Source organism: Nonomuraea monospora, from assembly GCF_039531895.1.
GTDB classification, from domain to species: domain Bacteria; phylum Actinomycetota; class Actinomycetes; order Streptosporangiales; family Streptosporangiaceae; genus Nonomuraea; species Nonomuraea monospora.
Window position 1 is genome coordinate 680,106 of the sequence record NZ_BAAAQX010000002.1, and the last position, 15,120, is coordinate 695,225.

General features: G+C 69.7%; 9 protein-coding genes. 3 read left to right on the forward strand and 6 right to left on the reverse strand.

What is annotated here, in order from left to right; translation table 11 throughout:
- Positions 1 to 56 precede the first annotated feature (56 nt).
- From ABD331_RS06405 to ABD331_RS06415, 3 genes are all read right to left on the reverse strand, one after another.
- A complete protein-coding gene (locus ABD331_RS06405; RefSeq protein ID WP_344471476.1) occupies positions 57 to 2,567 on the reverse strand; it encodes a DNA translocase FtsK in 2,511 nt (836 codons plus the stop codon).
- Positions 2,568 to 2,638: 71 nt separating this feature from the next.
- Complete coding sequence (locus ABD331_RS06410; protein WP_344471478.1) at positions 2,639 to 3,253, reverse strand: response regulator; 615 nt, start codon at positions 3,251 to 3,253, stop codon at positions 2,639 to 2,641.
- Positions 3,250 to 7,305 carry a HAMP domain-containing protein gene (locus ABD331_RS06415; RefSeq protein WP_344471480.1) on the reverse strand — a complete coding sequence of 1,352 codons (4,056 nt, stop codon included), beginning with the start codon at positions 7,303 to 7,305 and terminating at the stop codon, positions 3,250 to 3,252. The genes ABD331_RS06410 and ABD331_RS06415 overlap by 4 nt, the downstream gene beginning before the upstream one ends.
- Positions 7,306 to 7,400: 95 nt before the next feature.
- On the opposite strand from ABD331_RS06415, the gene ABD331_RS06420 reads away from it, so the two are divergent.
- Positions 7,401 to 9,869 (forward strand): SpoIIE family protein phosphatase, encoded by a 2,469-nt coding sequence (locus ABD331_RS06420; RefSeq protein ID WP_344471482.1) that lies wholly within the window; start codon positions 7,401 to 7,403, stop codon positions 9,867 to 9,869.
- Here ABD331_RS06420 and ABD331_RS06425 read toward each other — a convergent pair.
- The 3 genes from ABD331_RS06425 to ABD331_RS06435 all read right to left on the reverse strand — a co-directional run bounded on the left by ABD331_RS06425 (position 9,862) and on the right by ABD331_RS06435 (position 12,641).
- Positions 9,862 to 10,794 (reverse strand): aldose epimerase family protein, encoded by a 933-nt coding sequence (locus ABD331_RS06425; protein ID WP_344471484.1) that lies wholly within the window; start codon positions 10,792 to 10,794, stop codon positions 9,862 to 9,864. The two genes, ABD331_RS06420 and ABD331_RS06425, sit on opposite strands and share 8 nt — an antisense overlap.
- Entirely contained in the window at positions 10,791 to 11,753 is a 963-nt protein-coding gene (locus ABD331_RS06430) for a LacI family DNA-binding transcriptional regulator (protein WP_148443276.1), read from the reverse strand. Before ABD331_RS06430 ends, ABD331_RS06425 begins: the two co-directional genes overlap by 4 nt.
- A gap of 93 nt (positions 11,754 to 11,846) precedes the next feature.
- Positions 11,847 to 12,641: an NAD-dependent epimerase/dehydratase family protein gene (locus ABD331_RS06435; RefSeq protein ID WP_344471488.1), complete on the reverse strand. Its 795-nt coding sequence runs from the start codon at positions 12,639 to 12,641 to the stop codon at positions 11,847 to 11,849.
- 135 nt (positions 12,642 to 12,776) lie between these two features.
- Here ABD331_RS06435 and ABD331_RS06440 point away from each other — a divergent pair, with 135 nt between their 5' ends.
- Both ABD331_RS06440 and ABD331_RS06445 read left to right on the forward strand, forming a co-directional pair.
- On the forward strand, positions 12,777 to 14,087 hold the full coding sequence (locus ABD331_RS06440) for a sugar ABC transporter substrate-binding protein (RefSeq protein ID WP_344471490.1): 1,311 nt from the start codon (positions 12,777 to 12,779) through the stop codon (positions 14,085 to 14,087).
- A complete protein-coding gene (locus tag ABD331_RS06445; protein WP_344471493.1) occupies positions 14,084 to 15,013 on the forward strand; it encodes a carbohydrate ABC transporter permease in 930 nt (309 codons plus the stop codon). Before ABD331_RS06440 ends, ABD331_RS06445 begins: the two co-directional genes overlap by 4 nt.
- Positions 15,014 to 15,120 lie beyond the last annotated feature (107 nt).

Consider the following 15,120-nt stretch of genomic DNA (forward strand, 5'->3'; position numbering starts at 1 on the left):
ACTCTTCGTGGTGGTACCTATTCAAGCAGTTATCGTTGTGCAACCGTGCATTGGGGTCATTCGCCACGCAGATCGGCCAGCAAACCCGGCAGATCGTCGGGCTTGACGAGCACCTCACGCGCCTTGGAGCCCTCGCTCGGGCCGACCACGTTCCGGCTCTCCAGCAGGTCCATCAGCCGCCCCGCCTTGGCGAACCCGACCCGCAGCTTGCGCTGCAGCATCGAGGTCGAGCCGAACTGCGTGGTCACGATCAGCTCGGCCGCCTGGATCAGCAGGTCGAGGTCGTCGCCGATGTCCTCGTCGATCTCCTTCTTGACCGGCGCCGCCGCCACGTCCTCGCGGTACTCGACCTGCATCTGCTCCTTGCAGTGCCCGACGATCTCGGCGATCTCCTTCTCCGAGACGAACGCGTTCTGGATGCGGATCGGCTTGCTGGCGCCCATCGGCAGGAAGAGCGCGTCACCCTGGCCGACCAGCTTGTCGGCGCCCGGCTGGTCGAGGATGACCCGCGAGTCGGTGAGGCTGGAGACGGCGAAGGCGAGCCTGGACGGCACGTTCGCCTTGATCAGGCCGGTGACGACGTCCACCGACGGCCGCTGCGTGGCGATCACCAGGTGGATGCCCGCCGCGCGGGCGAGCTGGGTGATGCGCACGATCGAGTCCTCGACGTCGCGGGGGGCCACCATCATCAGGTCGGCCAGCTCGTCCACGATCACCAGCAGGTACGGGTACGGCTGGTAGACCCGCTCGCTGCCCGGCGGCGGCTGCAGCTTGCCCGCCCGCACGGCCTTGTTGAACTCGTCCACGTGCCGGAACCCCGACGCCGCCAGGTCGTCGTAGCGCCGGTCCATCTCGCCCACGACCCATTCGAGGGCCTCGGCGGCCTTCTTCGGGTTGGTGATGATGGGGGTGATGAGGTGGGGGATGCCCTCGTACACGCTGAGCTCGACCCGCTTGGGGTCGACCAGCACCATGCGCACCTCGTCGGGGGTGGCGCGCATGAGGATGGAGGTGATCAGGCCGTTGACGCAGACCGACTTGCCGGCGCCGGTGGCGCCCGCGATGAGCAGGTGCGGCATCTTGGCGAGGTTGGCGACGATGGTGCGGCCCTCGACGTCCTTGCCCAGGCCGACGATCATCGGGTGGTGGTCGGCCTGCGCCACCTGGGAGCGCAGCACGTCGCCGAGCGAGACCAGGTCCTTGTCCGCGTTCGGGATCTCGACGCCGATGGCCGACTTGCCGGGGATCGGCGACAGGATGCGCACGTCGGCCGACTTGACGGCGTAGGCGATGTTCTTGGTGAGCGCGGTGACCTTCTCCACCTTCACGGCGGGCCCGAGCTCGATCTCGTAGCGGGTGACCGTCGGGCCCCGGGTGAACCCGATCACCTGCGCGTCGATGGTGAACTGCTCCAGCACGCTCGTCAGCGCGTTCACCACGGTCGTGTTGGCCTTGGTCTGCGGCTTGGGCGCGCTGCCCTGCTTGAGGTGCTGCAGGTCGGGCAGGCTGTACGGGCCCGCCTGCGGGGACAGGACGAGCTGCTCGACCTTCCGGGGCGCGGGTGTCGGCTGCGGCGGCTCAGGGCGCCTCTCAGCCTCGGGAGCGGGCGCCTCCTCCTCGTCGGTCAGCCCGGGCACGATCTCCGGCGAGTGGTCGGACTTCTTGTTGTCCTTCTCCGCGATCACCGGCGTGTCGTACGGCTTGACGGAGTCCTCGCCGTCCTCGGGCTTCTTGGCCCTGACCCGCTTCCTGGCTGCGGGCCTGGCGGCGGACTCGGTGTCGGCGTGCCGCTCGAACAGCATGTGCTTCAGCTCGGCCAGCCGCTCGGGGATCCGGTGCACGGGCGTGGCGGTGATCACCAGCACCCCGAAACCGGACAGCAGGAGCAGCAGCGGGATCGTCACCCACGGCGGCAGGATGCTCATCGGCGGCGCCGACACGATGAACCCGACCATGCCGCCGGCCTGCGACACCTTGTCCATGCCCTGGCCCTGGCCGGCCGGGTACGGCGTGTCGTTCGCCACGTGGATCACGCCGAGCACGCCCACCATCAGCGCCGCCCAGCCGATGACCATCCGCCCGGTGTCGGCGTTCTGGTCGGGATGGCGCAGGTAACGCCAGGCCAGCAGCCCCAGAAGCAGCGGCAGCGCCCAGGCCAGCGACCCGAACACGCCGTGCACCGTGGCGTTCACCACGCCGGCCACCGCGCCGTCGGAGTTGCGCCAGGTCATGGCCGCCAGCACGATCGCGCCCGCCAGCACCGTCAGGCCCACCCCGTCGCGCCGGTGCGCCGGATCGAGCTCCCTGGCGTTCTTGCCCAGGGCCCGGGCCGCGCTGCCGACGCCGTTGGCGAACAACATCCACAAGCCCACGACCAGCTTGCCGATCATGGTGAAGACCCAGCTGATCGGGTCCTGATGGGTCATCGAGGGCTTGCGGCCGGAGGCGGATCCCTTCGCCCTCGGCCGTCCCGCCGACGATGCCCCGCGCTTGGCGGGGGCCGAACGGGACGAGGTCGACCGCTTCGCCGGCCCCTTCGATGCGCTTTTCGGCGTACGGGTGGCCATGATGCCAAAGGTACGACGGAGACACCGCGGTACGCGCGGAGGCTCGCCGATGTCATGACCGACCCGGGAGATCAATCCCTGGCGCGCACCGTCGAGACCGCCTCGAACGCCGTCTGCATCGCCGACACCCGATCGGCCAGGTCCTTGACCGCCTCCCGCACCCCCTCGTCGCCCGTGGCGCTCTCCGCCAGCCAGTCCAGGCGCGCCTCGACCGCCCCCAGCCGCTGCGCGAACCCGGCCAGCGCCTCGTTGTCCCTGACGAGCTCGGCGAGCAGCGTCGCCTGCTCCATCAGCACCGAGGTCTTCCTGAACAGCTCCAGGAACACCGCCACCTTCGACCTGAGCACCCACGGGTCGAACGGCTTGGTGAGGTAGTCGACGGCGCCCACGGCGTACCCGCGGAAGGCCGCGCCCGAGTTGGGCTCCGTGCCGGTCAGGAAGATGATCGGCACGTCGCGGGTCTGGTCGAGCCGCTTGATGTGGGCGGCGGTCTCGAAGCCGTCCATGCCGGGCATGAGCACGTCGAGCAGGACGACCGCGAAGTCGTGGCGCAGCATCAGCTTCATCGCCTCAGGCCCCGACCTGGCCTTGAACAGGAGCTGCTGCAACGGCCGCAGCACGGCCTCCAGCGCCACCAGGCTCTCGTCGTTGTCGTCCACCAGCAGGATCTTGACCTGTCGGTTCATCCGTCCCCCTCCCGTTCGCCCGCGAGCCACCCGCGCATCACCTCCAGGAGCTGATCGAGGTCCACGGGTTTGGGCACGTAGTCGGACGCGCCGCAGGAGATCGTCTTCTCCCGGTCGCCCGGCATCGCCTTGGCCGTGAGCGCGACGATCGGCAGGTCGGCGAACCTGGGCATCTGCCGTACGGCGGCGAGCGTCTCGTACCCATCCATCTCGGGCATCATCACGTCCATGAGGACGAGCGCGATGTTCTCCTCCCGCTCCAGCGTCTCGATGCCCTCCCTGCCGTTCTCGGCGTAGACGATCTCCATGCCGAGCCGGCCGAGCACGTGCGTCAGTGCGTAGACGTTGCGGATGTCGTCGTCCACGATGAGCACCCGGCGGCCCGCGAACGCCGCCCCGAGCGGGCCCTGCTTGAGCCTGCTCAGCTCGGAGGCCGACTGCCACGGGTCGTCCTCGGCCTGCCAGCCGGGCGGCGCGGGGCGGGACTCCCCCGACTCGTCGGACTCGGCGCCGTCCGCGCTCTCCGTGGGCTCCGCGTGCTCGGGCGGCGGCTGCTCCGGGCCGGAGGCGACGCACCCGGCCGGCACGTACAGGGTGAACGTGCTGCCCTCGCCAGGGGTGCTGATGGCGTGGATCTCGCCGCCGAGCAGCCTGGCGATCTCGCTGCTGATCGACAGGCCCAGGCCCGTGCCGCCGTACTTGCGGCTGGTGGTGCCGTCGGCCTGCTGGAAGGCGCCGAAGATGGCCGGCAGCTTGTCGGCGGCGATGCCGATGCCGGTGTCGCGCACCGCGAAGGAGAGCACCGGCCTGTCGGCGCCCGGCCACTCCTCGGCGACGGACACCGACAGGCGCACCTCTCCGGCGGAGGTGAACTTGACCGCGTTCGACAGCAGGTTGCGCAGGATCTGCTGGAGCCTGCGCTCGTCGTTGAACAGCTCGCGGGGCGTGCCGGGGGCGACCTCGATCTCGAACGTCAGCCCCCGGTCGACCGTGAGCGGGCGGAAGGTGGCGTCCACGTAGTCGAGCAGCTTGGTCAGCGGCAGCTTCTCCGGCCGCACGTCCATCCGCCCCGCCTCGATCTTGGACAGGTCGAGGATGTCGTTGATGAGCTGGAGCAGGTCGCTGCCCGCGTTGTGGATGGTGCCGGCGAACTCGACCTCCTGCTCCGACAGGTTGCCCTCGGGGTTGTCGGCCAGCAGCCTGGCCAGGATGAGCAGGCTGTTGAGCGGGGTGCGCAGCTCGTGCGACATGTTGGCCAGGAACTCCGACTTGTAGCGGGACGAGGTGGCCAGCAGGTGCGCCTTCTCCTCCAGGGCGGCGTTCGACCTGCGCAGCTCCGCCTGCTGGCGCTGCAGCTCGTCGGAGCGGCCCTGGAGCTGCTGTGCCAGCCGCTGCGACTCCGACAGCAGCGCCTCGGTGCGGGCGTTGGCGATGATGGTGTTGATGGCCACGCCGATGGTGACCACGAACTGGTCGAAGAAGGCCAGGTGCACGTCGCTGAACCGGCTGAACGAGGCCAGCTCGATCACGCCGAGCACCTTGTCCTCGAACACGATGGGCAGCACCACCACGCTGGCGGGCGCGGCCTCGCCCAGCCCCGAGTGCACGGTGATGTACCCGGCGGGCACGTCCTCCAGCAGGATGCGCTTGCGTTCCAGCGCGGCCTGCCTGATCAGCCCTGGGCCCGGCGTGGCCGGCCCCGGCAGCACGTCGTGGGCGGCGCCGTAGCCGGCGATGTAGGCCAGCGAGCCGTCCACCGAATCGGCGTCGGCCAGGAAGAAGGCCCCGTACTGGGCGCTGACCAGCGGCGTCAGCTCGCGCAGGATCAGGTCGGCGACCTCGACGAGGTTGCGGTGCCCCTGCATGAGCCCGGCGATGCGGGCCAGGTTGCTCTCCAGCCAGTCCTTGGCGCGGGTGGTCTCGCGCAGGTTGGCGACCATCAGGTTGACGTTGTTCTTCAGCTCGGCGACCTCGCCCTTGGCCTCGACGCTGATCGAGCGGCTCAGGTCGCCCTGGGCGACGGCGCTGGCGACCTCGGCGATGGCGCGCACCTGGGTGGTGAGGTTGCCGGCGAGCTGGTTGACGTTCTTGGTGAGCCGCTCCCAGGTGCCGTAGACGCCCTCGACCTCGGCCTGGCCGCCCAGCCTGCCCTCCGAGCCGACCTCGCGGGCCACCCTGGTCACCTCGGAGGAGAACGACGAGAGCGTGTCGACCATGGTGTTGATCGTGGTCTTGAGCTCCAGGATCTCGCCGCGGGCGTCCACGTCGATCTTCTTCAGCAGGTCGCCGTTGGCCACGGCGGTGGCGACCTGGGCGATGTTGCGCACCTGGCTGGTGAGGTTGGAGGCCATGAAGTTGACGTTGTCCGTCAGGTCCTTCCACACCCCCGACACACCCCGCACCTGCGCCTGACCGCCCAGCCGCCCCTCCGTGCCCACCTCGCGCGCCACCCGCGTCACCTCGTCGGCGAACGCGGAGAGCTTGTCGACGGTGGCGTTGATGGTGTCCTTGAGCTGGAGGATCTCGCCCCGCGCGTCCACGGTGATCTTCTTGGACAGGTCGCCGTTGGCGATGGCGGTGGTGACCATGGCGATCGAGCGGACCTGGCTGGTGAGGTTGGAGGCCATGAAGTTGACGTTGTCCGTCAGGTCCTTCCACACCCCCGACACACCCCGCACCTGCGCCTGACCGCCCAGCCGCCCCTCCGTGCCCACCTCACGGGCCACCCGCGTCACCTCGTCGGCGAACGCGGAGAGCTGCCCCACCATCGTGTTGACGGTGTCCTTGAGCTGGAGGATCTCGCCCTTGACGTCCACGCTGATCTTGCGACTGAGATCGCCCTGGGCGACGGCCGTGGCGACCTGGGCGATGTCGCGTACCTGCTCGGTGAGGTTGGAGGCCATGAAGTTGACGTTGTCCGTCAGGTCCTTCCACACCCCCGACACACCCCGCACCTGCGCCTGACCGCCCAGCCGCCCCTCCGTGCCCACCTCACGGGCCACCCGCGTCACCTCGTCGGCGAACGCGGAGAGCTGCCCCACCATCGTGTTGATGGTGTCCTTGAGCTGGAGGATCTCACCCCGCGCGTCGACGGTGATCTTCTTGGACAGGTCGCCGTTGGCCACCGCCGTCGTGACCTGGGCGATCGAGCGCACCTGGGTGGTGAGGTTGGTGGCCATGAAGTTGACGTTGTCGGTCAGGTCCTTCCAGGTGCCGAGCACGCCCTTGACCTCGGCCCGGCCGCCGAGCTGCCCCTCGGTGCCGACCTCGCGCGCCACCCGGGTCACCTCGCTGGCGAACGAGGAGAGCTGGTCCACCATGGTGTTGACGGTCAGCTTCAGCTCCAGCAGCTCGCCGGTGGCCTCGACCGTCACCTGCCTGGTCAGGTCGCCCCTGGCCACGGCGGTGGTGACCACCGCGATGTCGCGGACCTGCGCGGTCAGCCGCCCGGCCATCGCGTTGACCGCCTCGGTGACGTCGCGCCAGCTCCCCGACATGCCCTGCACCTTGGCCCGGCCGCCGAGCCTGCCCTCCGTGCCGACCTCGCGCGCCACCCGCGTCACCTCGCCGGAGAACAGCGCGAGCTGGTCGACCATGCGGTTGACCGCCTTGCCCATCAGGCGCAGCCCGCCGCGCAGCGGCCGGTCGTCCTCCTGGAGGTCCACCCGTTTGGACAGGTCGCCGTCGGCGACCGCGTTGAGCACCCTGGTGGCCTTGGCCATCGGGATGACCAGCGCGTCGACGATCGAGTTGACCGCGGCCACGTTGACCGCCCAGCCGCCCGTGCCGGGGCTGGGGCCGAGCCGCTCGTCGAGCCTGCCCCGCCTGGCGACCTCGGTGCGCAGGCTGGTCAGCTCGCCTGACAGGTGCTCGTTCCTGTCGACGACCTGGTTGAACGTGATCGCCAGCTCCGCGAGGAACGGATCGTCCGGCATTTCGAGCCTGCTCTTGAAGTTGCCGTCACGCAGCCCTTGCAGGGCGACGAGCAGCGGGCGGAGCTCCGCGTGGTGGAGCGATCCAGCGCGGTACGGGGAGTCCAACTGCGCGACCATGGCGGCCTTCTTCACAACTGGAGGTATCAACGCCATCAGTCTGCCACTCTGAGAGTGACCGAACTGCCACATCGAGTGATGTTCTAGGACGCAGAGTGGACACGACCAGGGTGTCGAGCACGGCCTTCGACGGCACTCCCCATGCACCGGCGCACGCGCGCAAGTTCGTCCGCCAGGTGCTCGGCGAATGGCGCCTGAGCCATCTGGCCGAGGATGCCGTGCTGCTGACCAGCGAACTCGTCACGAACGCCGTGGTGCACGCGGGCACCGGCGTCGAGCTGACGTGCCGCCTGGACGTGGACGCCAGCCCCCCGAAACTCGAGATAGAGGTGGACGACCACCACCCCACCCGCACCCTGCCCGCCGGGGAGGCGGTGCCGCACGAGGGCGACGGCACGCTGTCCACCTCGGGGCGCGGCCTGGCACTCGCCGGGATGCTCGCCGACGCCTGGGGCGTCACCTACACCAGGACGGCCAAGCGCGTCTGGGTGCGCATGGAGCTGGGCGAGGGCTGCGACATGCAGGACCACGTGTCGTGCCCGCCCTGCCTGGTCCCCGGCCCCGTCACGCCGCCGCTCGACACCCTGCACGTCGGGGTGGTGATCTGCGACCTCGACGGGGTCGTGGAGTCGTGGAACCCCGAGGCGGAGCAGCTTCTCGGCTGGAACAGGGAGCAGGCCATCGGCCGGTCGCTGAAGGAGCTGGTGGCCTGGCGGGGGCACGGCCCGTACGCGCTGTCGCTGACCGACACGCTCAGCCTGGGCCGCTGGCGGGGCGAGGCCAGGATGCGGCACCGCGACGGCGCGCTCGTGGCCGTCTACGTCTCCCAGTTGCGGGCCAGGGGGCACGCGGGCGAGCGCCGGGCCATCTGGATGATCGTCTCCAGCGACCACCGGTTCGTGCTGACGCCGCCGTCGGCGCCGCTGCGCAGGGAGGCGGGGCGGCGGATCAAGGACCTGCTCGACCGGGACATGCCGTTCACGGAGCTGCTGGCCACGATCGTGCAGATCGTGCAGGTGTCGAGCGGCGGCGACGCCGCGTACGTGCTGCTGGCCACCGAGGGCGGCAGCCGGTTCGGCGTGGCGGCGGGCGTGGGCGCGACGGCGGGGCTGGTGGGCGTGCTGGCCACCGGCGTGTTCAGCCCCGAGAGGAAGTCCTCGACCATGGTCGAGGACCTGCTGGCCGGCGACGTCGAGCTGGCCCAGCAGCTTCGCGCCAGGTCGCTGGCGTGCGCGCCGCTGCTCGTGGGCGGCGAGGTGGTCGGCCATCTCGTCGTCACCGACGCCCAGCCGAGCCGCTTCGACCAGGAGCTGACGGTCAGCCTGCAGCACATCGCCGACCAGGTGGCGGTGACCGTGCAGCGCGAGCGGCTGGCCGAGCAGGACCGGGCGCACAGGGGGCGGCTGTCGTTCCTGGCCGAGGCGGGCGAGCTGCTCGCGGGCGTGCACGACGAGGAGCTGATCGCCGCGCTCACCGCGCAGCTCGTCGTGCCCAAGATCGCCACGTGGGCGGCCGTCTACCTGACCGACCTGACGGGGATGACCAGGCTCGCGCACGTCTGGCACAGCGAGGAGCGCCACAACGCCGACCTGCGCAAGTCGCTGCCCAGCATCCCCCGCACGGCGCTCACCGAGATCAGCTGGCCGGTCGGCCCCGAGAACGTGCTGGCCTTCCCGCTGCTCACGCAGGGCAGGTCGCACGGCGCGCTGGTGATCGGCCGGGCCGAGTCGACGCTGCCGCTGGAGCTGGCCGACCTGCTCGCCGACCTGTGCCGCCTGGTGGCGCTCAACCTGCACACGGCCATGCTCTACACCCGGCAGGCGACCACCTCACGGGTGCTGCAGCGCAGCCTGCTGCCGATGCGGGTGGCGCCCATGCCCGGCCTGGAGTCCGCCGTGGTCTACGAGCCCGCCGAGGAGGGCGCCGACGTCGGCGGCGACTTCTACGACCTGTTCACGGTGGCCGACCACTGGTGCTTCGCGCTGGGCGACGTGTGCGGCAGCGGCCCCGAGGCCGCCGCCGTCACCGGGCTGGCCAGGCACGCCGTCCGCCTGCTGGCCAAGGAGCACTACACCGTGGCCGACATCTTCGACCGGCTCAACCACGCGCTGCTGGACGAGGGCGAGGAGGGCAGGTTCCTCAGCCTGCTGTGCGGCGAGCTGACCCCGCTCCCCCAGGGCGGCGCGCTGTGCACGATCGCCTCCGCCGGCCACCCCTCACCCCTCCTGCTGCGGCAGGACGGCGACGTCCAGCCGATGGCCACGCCGCAACTGCTGCTCGGCATCGAGTCCACCGCCAGGTTCTACGTGGAGTCGTTCGAGCTGGCGCCGGAGGAGGTGCTGCTGTGCGTCACCGACGGCGTGACCGAGCGGCGCAACGGCGACCGGCTGCTCGACGACCGCGACGGGCTGTCCGAGCTGCTGTCCACCTGTACGGGGCTGAGCGCCCACGCGGTCGCCGAGCGGGTGCGGCACGCCGTCGAGACGTTCGCCGCCGAGCCGTCGCAGGACGACGTGGCCCTGCTGGTGATCAAGGCCAACGCCGCGCTGCGGAAGGTCAGATGAACGCGTACGTCGTCGTGGAGGTGCGGCGCTCCCCCGGGCGCAGCACCGTGGACGGGAACTGCGGCTGGTTCGGCGCGTCCGGGTAGTGCTGCGTCTCCAGGCACAGCCCGGCGAACGGCCCGAACGGCGTCGCGGCCCCGTCCAGCATGCCGCCCGCGTAGAACTGCACGCCCGGCTCGGTGGTGGTGACCTCCATGGTCAGGTCGCCCGCCGTCACCCTGACCGCGCCGTCGAGGACGAAGCAGTGGTCGTAGGCGCCGTCGTAGCGCTCGCCCACCGCGTGCGGCTCGGTGAAGTCGAACGGGGTGCCCTTGACCGGCGCGGGCTCGCCCGTGGGGATCTTGTCGTCGTCCACGGGCAGGTAGTGCTCTGACGCCATCTGCACGACGTGGTCGAGCACGTCGCCGCCGCCCTTGAGGTTGAAGTAGGAGTGGTTGGTCAGGTTGACCACCGTCGGCGCGTCGGACTCGGCGGTGTAGTCGATGCGCAGGGCGTCGTCCGCCAGCGTGTACGTGACCGAGGCGGTCAGCGTGCCGGGGAAGCCCTGGTCGCCGTCGGGGCTGGTCAGCGTCAGCGTCACCGAGGAACCGGTGCGCTCGGTGATCGTCCAGACCTTGCTGTCGAAGCCCTCGACGCCGCCGTGCAGGCAGTTGGGGCCGTTGTTGGCGGGCAGCGTGTACTCGGCGCCGTCGAGGGTGAAGCGGGCGCCGGCGATGCGGTTGCCGTACCTGCCGACCACGGCGCCGAAGTAGCGGCTGCGGGTGCGGTAGTCGTCGAGCGTGTCCAGCCCGAGCACGACGTTGACCCCGGACACCTCCAGCGTGCGGATGACGGCGCCGTAGGTGAGCACCTCGGCGCGCAGCCGTCCCGACGACAGCTCTACGCACTCGACCTGCTGGCCCGATGGCAGCGTTCCGAAGATCATGTCTGTGCCCTTCCCGTGGACTCGCGGACAATGAGGGCGGTGTCGAGGGTCACCGTCGCGCCCTCGCCTCCCGACTGCAGCAGCAGATCGACGGCCATCCTCCCCGCCTGCACGGCCGGCATGGCCACCGTGGTCAGCTTGGGCCGGTTGAGCCGCCCCGGCAGGATGTCGTCGAACCCGATCACACTTATCTGGTCTGGTACCCCTATCTCCATCGCCGACAGCCCCTCGATCAGGCCGAGTGCCACCAGGTCGTTGTAGGCGAGCACCGCGGTGGCGCCGCAGGCGGCCACCTCGGGGGCCACGGCCAGGCCGCCGCCCTCCGTGGGCTGGTTGGGGCCGAAGAAGACCAGGTCGAGCCCGGCCGCCTCGGCGGCGACGCCCTGCATCTCGTTGCTGGTCCAGGAGCCGATCGGGCCTGACACGAGCGCGATCCTGCGGTGGCCGAGCCCCGCCAGGTGGTCGAGGGCCAGCCTGGCGCCCTGGGCGACGTTCATGAGCACGGCGGGCATGCCCTTGATGCGCCGGTTGACCACGACGAACGGCACGTCCTCCGCCAGGCGCTCGATCATCTTGTTCGACAGCCGCGGGCTGCACAGCAGGACGCCGTCCACCTGCTTGGTGAGGGTCCTGATCAGCTCTTCCTCGACCCGCGGGTCCTCGTCGGTGTCGGCCACGAACACGTGGTAGTCCCGCCCCCTGGCCTGCGCCTGCGCGGCCTTGATGAGGGGCGGGAAGAACGGGTTGGAGATGTCGGCCACGATCAGGCCCATGTTGAACGTGCGCCCGGTGGTCAGGGCCCTGGCCGCCCGGTTGGGGCGGTAGCCGAGGTCGTCGGCGGCTGCCAGCACGCGGCTCCTGGTGGCAGGATTGACCAGGTGCGGCGCGGAGAAGGTACGGGACACGGTGGACACATGGACGCCGCAGGCGCGGGCCACATCCTTGATCGTCGCAGCCATGCCGCCCTCCCTTGCAAACGGTTGCCAGACTAAACCTTGACCTTTGCGGGTGATGCCGTCAAGGTTCTTGCAACCGGTTGCTGGCTCTTCAGCTCACCATTTCCCGCCGAGCTCGTTGAGCGTGAACACGCCGCCCGCGCGGTCGTGCAGCGGCTCCGACAGGTCGGGCTCGCCCTGCTCCGCGATGAGGCCGGCGGCGAAGGGCTCGGAGGAGTCGCGCGAGACGTACCCGATGGACTTGGCCTCCTCCAGCGACCACCAGCGGCGCGGGCTGTCGGAGACGCCCCAGACGACGTGGTAGCCGGGCGCGGCGAGCCCCGCCTCGACCAGGCTGGTCAGGTCGTCGGCGGAGATCCAGGTGGCCAGGCCGCGCGTGTCGGCCGGGGCCTCGTTGCAGGTGCCGAGCCTGATCACGGTGACGTTCATGCCGAAACGGTCGTGGTAGAGGCTGCCGAGCGCCTCCATGACGACCTTGCTCACGCCATAGAAGGTGTCGGGGCGCGGGAAGGCGTAGTCGGGCAGGTCCGCGCCGCCCTCCGGCCTGGTCTGGAAGCCGGCCGCGTGGTGGCTGCCCATGAGCACGACGTGCTCGACCCCCTCCTTGTACGCCGCCTCCAGCAACACCTGCGTGCCGTTGATGTTGGCCTGCACGATGTCGGCCCAGGGATGCTCCCTGCTCTGGCCGCCCAGGTGGAGCACGGCGTCCACGCCCTTCATCGCCTCGGCCATGGCGGCGGGGTCGGCCAGGTCCGCCGTCACCCACTCCTCGCCGGGCCCGGGATCGACCGGATGGATATCGGAAAGCCGCAGCGTACGGCCCTCCCGTGCGAGACGCGGGCGAAGCAGCGTCCCGACCTTTCCAGAGGCCCCTGTCATGAGAATGCGCATGCCTCATGATGTACACGAATCTGGCGGACTTTCACATACTTGAATATTGACCGTGAGCCACGCCACTGGTTACGTTCGCAGGCACACATCCAAGTCTTCGACTCACGTCCATGTATGTGAACAGGAGGCGGTCTGATGTCACGTCGTCTGCTGGGAGTCGCGATCATGGCGACTCTGGCCGTTGGACTGACAGGCTGCGGTTCCGGTGGATCATCAGGTTCTGACAACTCTCTGGAGATCTGGATCAGGCAGGCGCCCGATTCCGACTCCGCCAAGACCGCCAAGAAGCTCGCTGACGCCTTCACCAAGGCCAGCGGGGTGCAAACGAAAGTCGTGGCCCTCTTCGACGACTTCGAGACCAAGCTGAACCAGCAGGCGGCGCAGAAAGACCTCCCTGACATCGTCATCAACGACACCGCCCAGCTCGGCAACATGGTGTCGCAGGGCTGGCTGGAGCCCGTCGACAAGGCCGCGCTCAAGGGCGGCGACCAACTGGCGGAGACCGCCTGGAAGGCCGCCACGGGGTCCGACGGCAAGTTCTACGCGGCCCCGTTCTCCGCCCAGTCGTTCGCGCTGATCGTCCGCAAGGACTGGCGCGAGAAGGTCGGCATGGATCCGCCCGAGACCTGGGACGACCTGGCCAAGCTGGCCGTCGCCTTCACCGAGAAGGACCCCGACGGCAACGGCCAGAAGGACACCGCCGGCTTCACCGCCCCCGCCGGCACCAAGCGCGGCTACGCCTCCTGGTACGCCTCCTCGCTCATCTACGCCAACGGCGGCGACTTCATCAAGTCCACCGGGGCGGGCAAGTACGCCGCCACCGTGAACGATCCCAAGACCGTCGAGGCCGTGCAGTACCTCCAGGACCAGTTCTGCAAGACCAAGACCGTCAACCCCGGCGCCGTCAGCAACGACACCACCGTCACGCACGAGGTGTTCGAGAAGGGGCAGGGCGGCATCTACCTGGTCGGCCCGTACGTGCTGGCCCGCTTCGTCAACAGCATCGGCACCGACAAGATCGAGGTCCTGCCCGTGCCCAAGGGCCCCTCCGGTGGCCCCGGCACCCTCGGCGAGGGCGAGAACGTCTACCTCATGGCCGGCTCCGCGAACAAGGACGCGCAGAAGAAGTTCGCCGAGTTCGCCATCTCCCCCGAGGGCCAGCGGATCGGCATGAACAAGGACGCCAACGGCGCCATCGTCCGCCTGCCCGTGAACACCACGGTGGACATGTCCGCCGAGCGCCAGGACCCGCGCTGGAAGGTGTTCCAGGAGTCGTACGCGCACGCCGTCTACGCCCCGCCCGTGCCCAACTGGGCGCCGATCCGGCAGACCTCCGCCGACACCATCAACGCCGTCTGGGCCGACTGCACCGCCGACGTCAAGACGGCGATGGATGAGCTCAACACCAAGCTCACCCAGGAACTGCAGAGCCAGAAAGCGTCATGACCTCCACCCTCGCCCCGGCGCCCCGCCGGACGGCGGCCTCCGGCCACCCACCGAGATCGGTGCGGTGGCGGGGGCCGCTGATCGCCTGGCTGTTCCTGGCGCCCGCGCTGCTGCTCTTCCTGTACTTCAAGTTCATCCCGATGGTCGTCGGGCTGTGGAAGAGCCTGTTCAAGGTCCAGACGTTCCTCGGTGACGAGTGGGTCGGCTTCCAGAACTACGAGACGATCATCTCTGACGCCGAGTTCGGCGCCGCCATCTGGCACAGCGTCGTCCTGGCCCTGGGCACCACGATCGGCTCCATCGTGCTCGGCCTCGTGCTGGCCCTGCTCGTCGAGGGGCCCGCCCGCTACCTCTGGTTCGTCAGGACCGCGGCCTTCCTGCCGGTCGTCACCACGATGGCGGCCGTGGCCGAGGTGTGGCGCATCATGTTCCACCCGGCCGACAACGGCCTGCTGAACGTCATCATCGGCTGGGCCGGGATCGATCCGCAGCCCTGGCTGGCCAGCGAGGACACCTCGCTGTGGTCGATCATGCTGATGAGCATCTGGCGCGGGACCCCGTACGACATGATGATCTTCCTCGCCGGGCTCGTCGGCGTGGACCGCGCCCTGTACGAGGCCGCCGCCGTGGACGGCGCCTCGACCTGGCGGCGGCTGCGGCACATCACGCTGCCCGCGCTGCGCCCCGTGTTCTGGATCCTGTTCACGCTGGCCGCCATCCGCGGGCTGCGGGTCTTCGTCGAGGTGTACGTGCTGACGAACGGCGGGCCGAACGGGTCGTCCGAGGTGCTGATGACCTTGATCTACAAGCTCGGGTTCCAGAAGAACGAGCTGGGGGTGGCCTCGGCGGGCGGCATCGTGTTGTTCCTGGCCACGCTGGTGCTGACGGTGATCGTGCAGGTGCTGCGGAGGAGGCAGGCGACATGAGATTCCACGGCACCCCCGACCTGGAGCCGACGTCATGAGATTCCACGGCACCCCCGACCCGGAGCCGACGTCATGAGATTCGACAGCACCCCCGACCCGGAGTCGAC

What these genes read in the sequence shown, in the direction of transcription:
- ABD331_RS06405 (WP_344471476.1), bottom strand. Translation starts at nt 2,567, where the DNA reads ATGGCCACCCGTACGCCGAAAAGCGCATCGAAGGGGCCGGCGAAGCGG.
- ABD331_RS06410 (WP_344471478.1), bottom strand. Translation starts at nt 3,253, where the DNA reads ATGAACCGACAGGTCAAGATCCTGCTGGTGGACGACAACGACGAGAGC.
- ABD331_RS06415 (WP_344471480.1), bottom strand. Translation starts at nt 7,305, where the DNA reads ATGGTCGCGCAGTTGGACTCCCCGTACCGCGCTGGATCGCTCCACCAC.
- ABD331_RS06425 (WP_344471484.1), bottom strand. Translation starts at nt 10,794, where the DNA reads ATGATCTTCGGAACGCTGCCATCGGGCCAGCAGGTCGAGTGCGTAGAG.
- ABD331_RS06430 (WP_148443276.1), bottom strand. Translation starts at nt 11,753, where the DNA reads ATGGCTGCGACGATCAAGGATGTGGCCCGCGCCTGCGGCGTCCATGTG.
- ABD331_RS06435 (WP_344471488.1), bottom strand. Translation starts at nt 12,641, where the DNA reads ATGCGCATTCTCATGACAGGGGCCTCTGGAAAGGTCGGGACGCTGCTT.
- ABD331_RS06440 (WP_344471490.1), top strand. Translation starts at nt 12,777, where the DNA reads ATGTCACGTCGTCTGCTGGGAGTCGCGATCATGGCGACTCTGGCCGTT.
- ABD331_RS06445 (WP_344471493.1), top strand. Translation starts at nt 14,084, where the DNA reads ATGACCTCCACCCTCGCCCCGGCGCCCCGCCGGACGGCGGCCTCCGGC.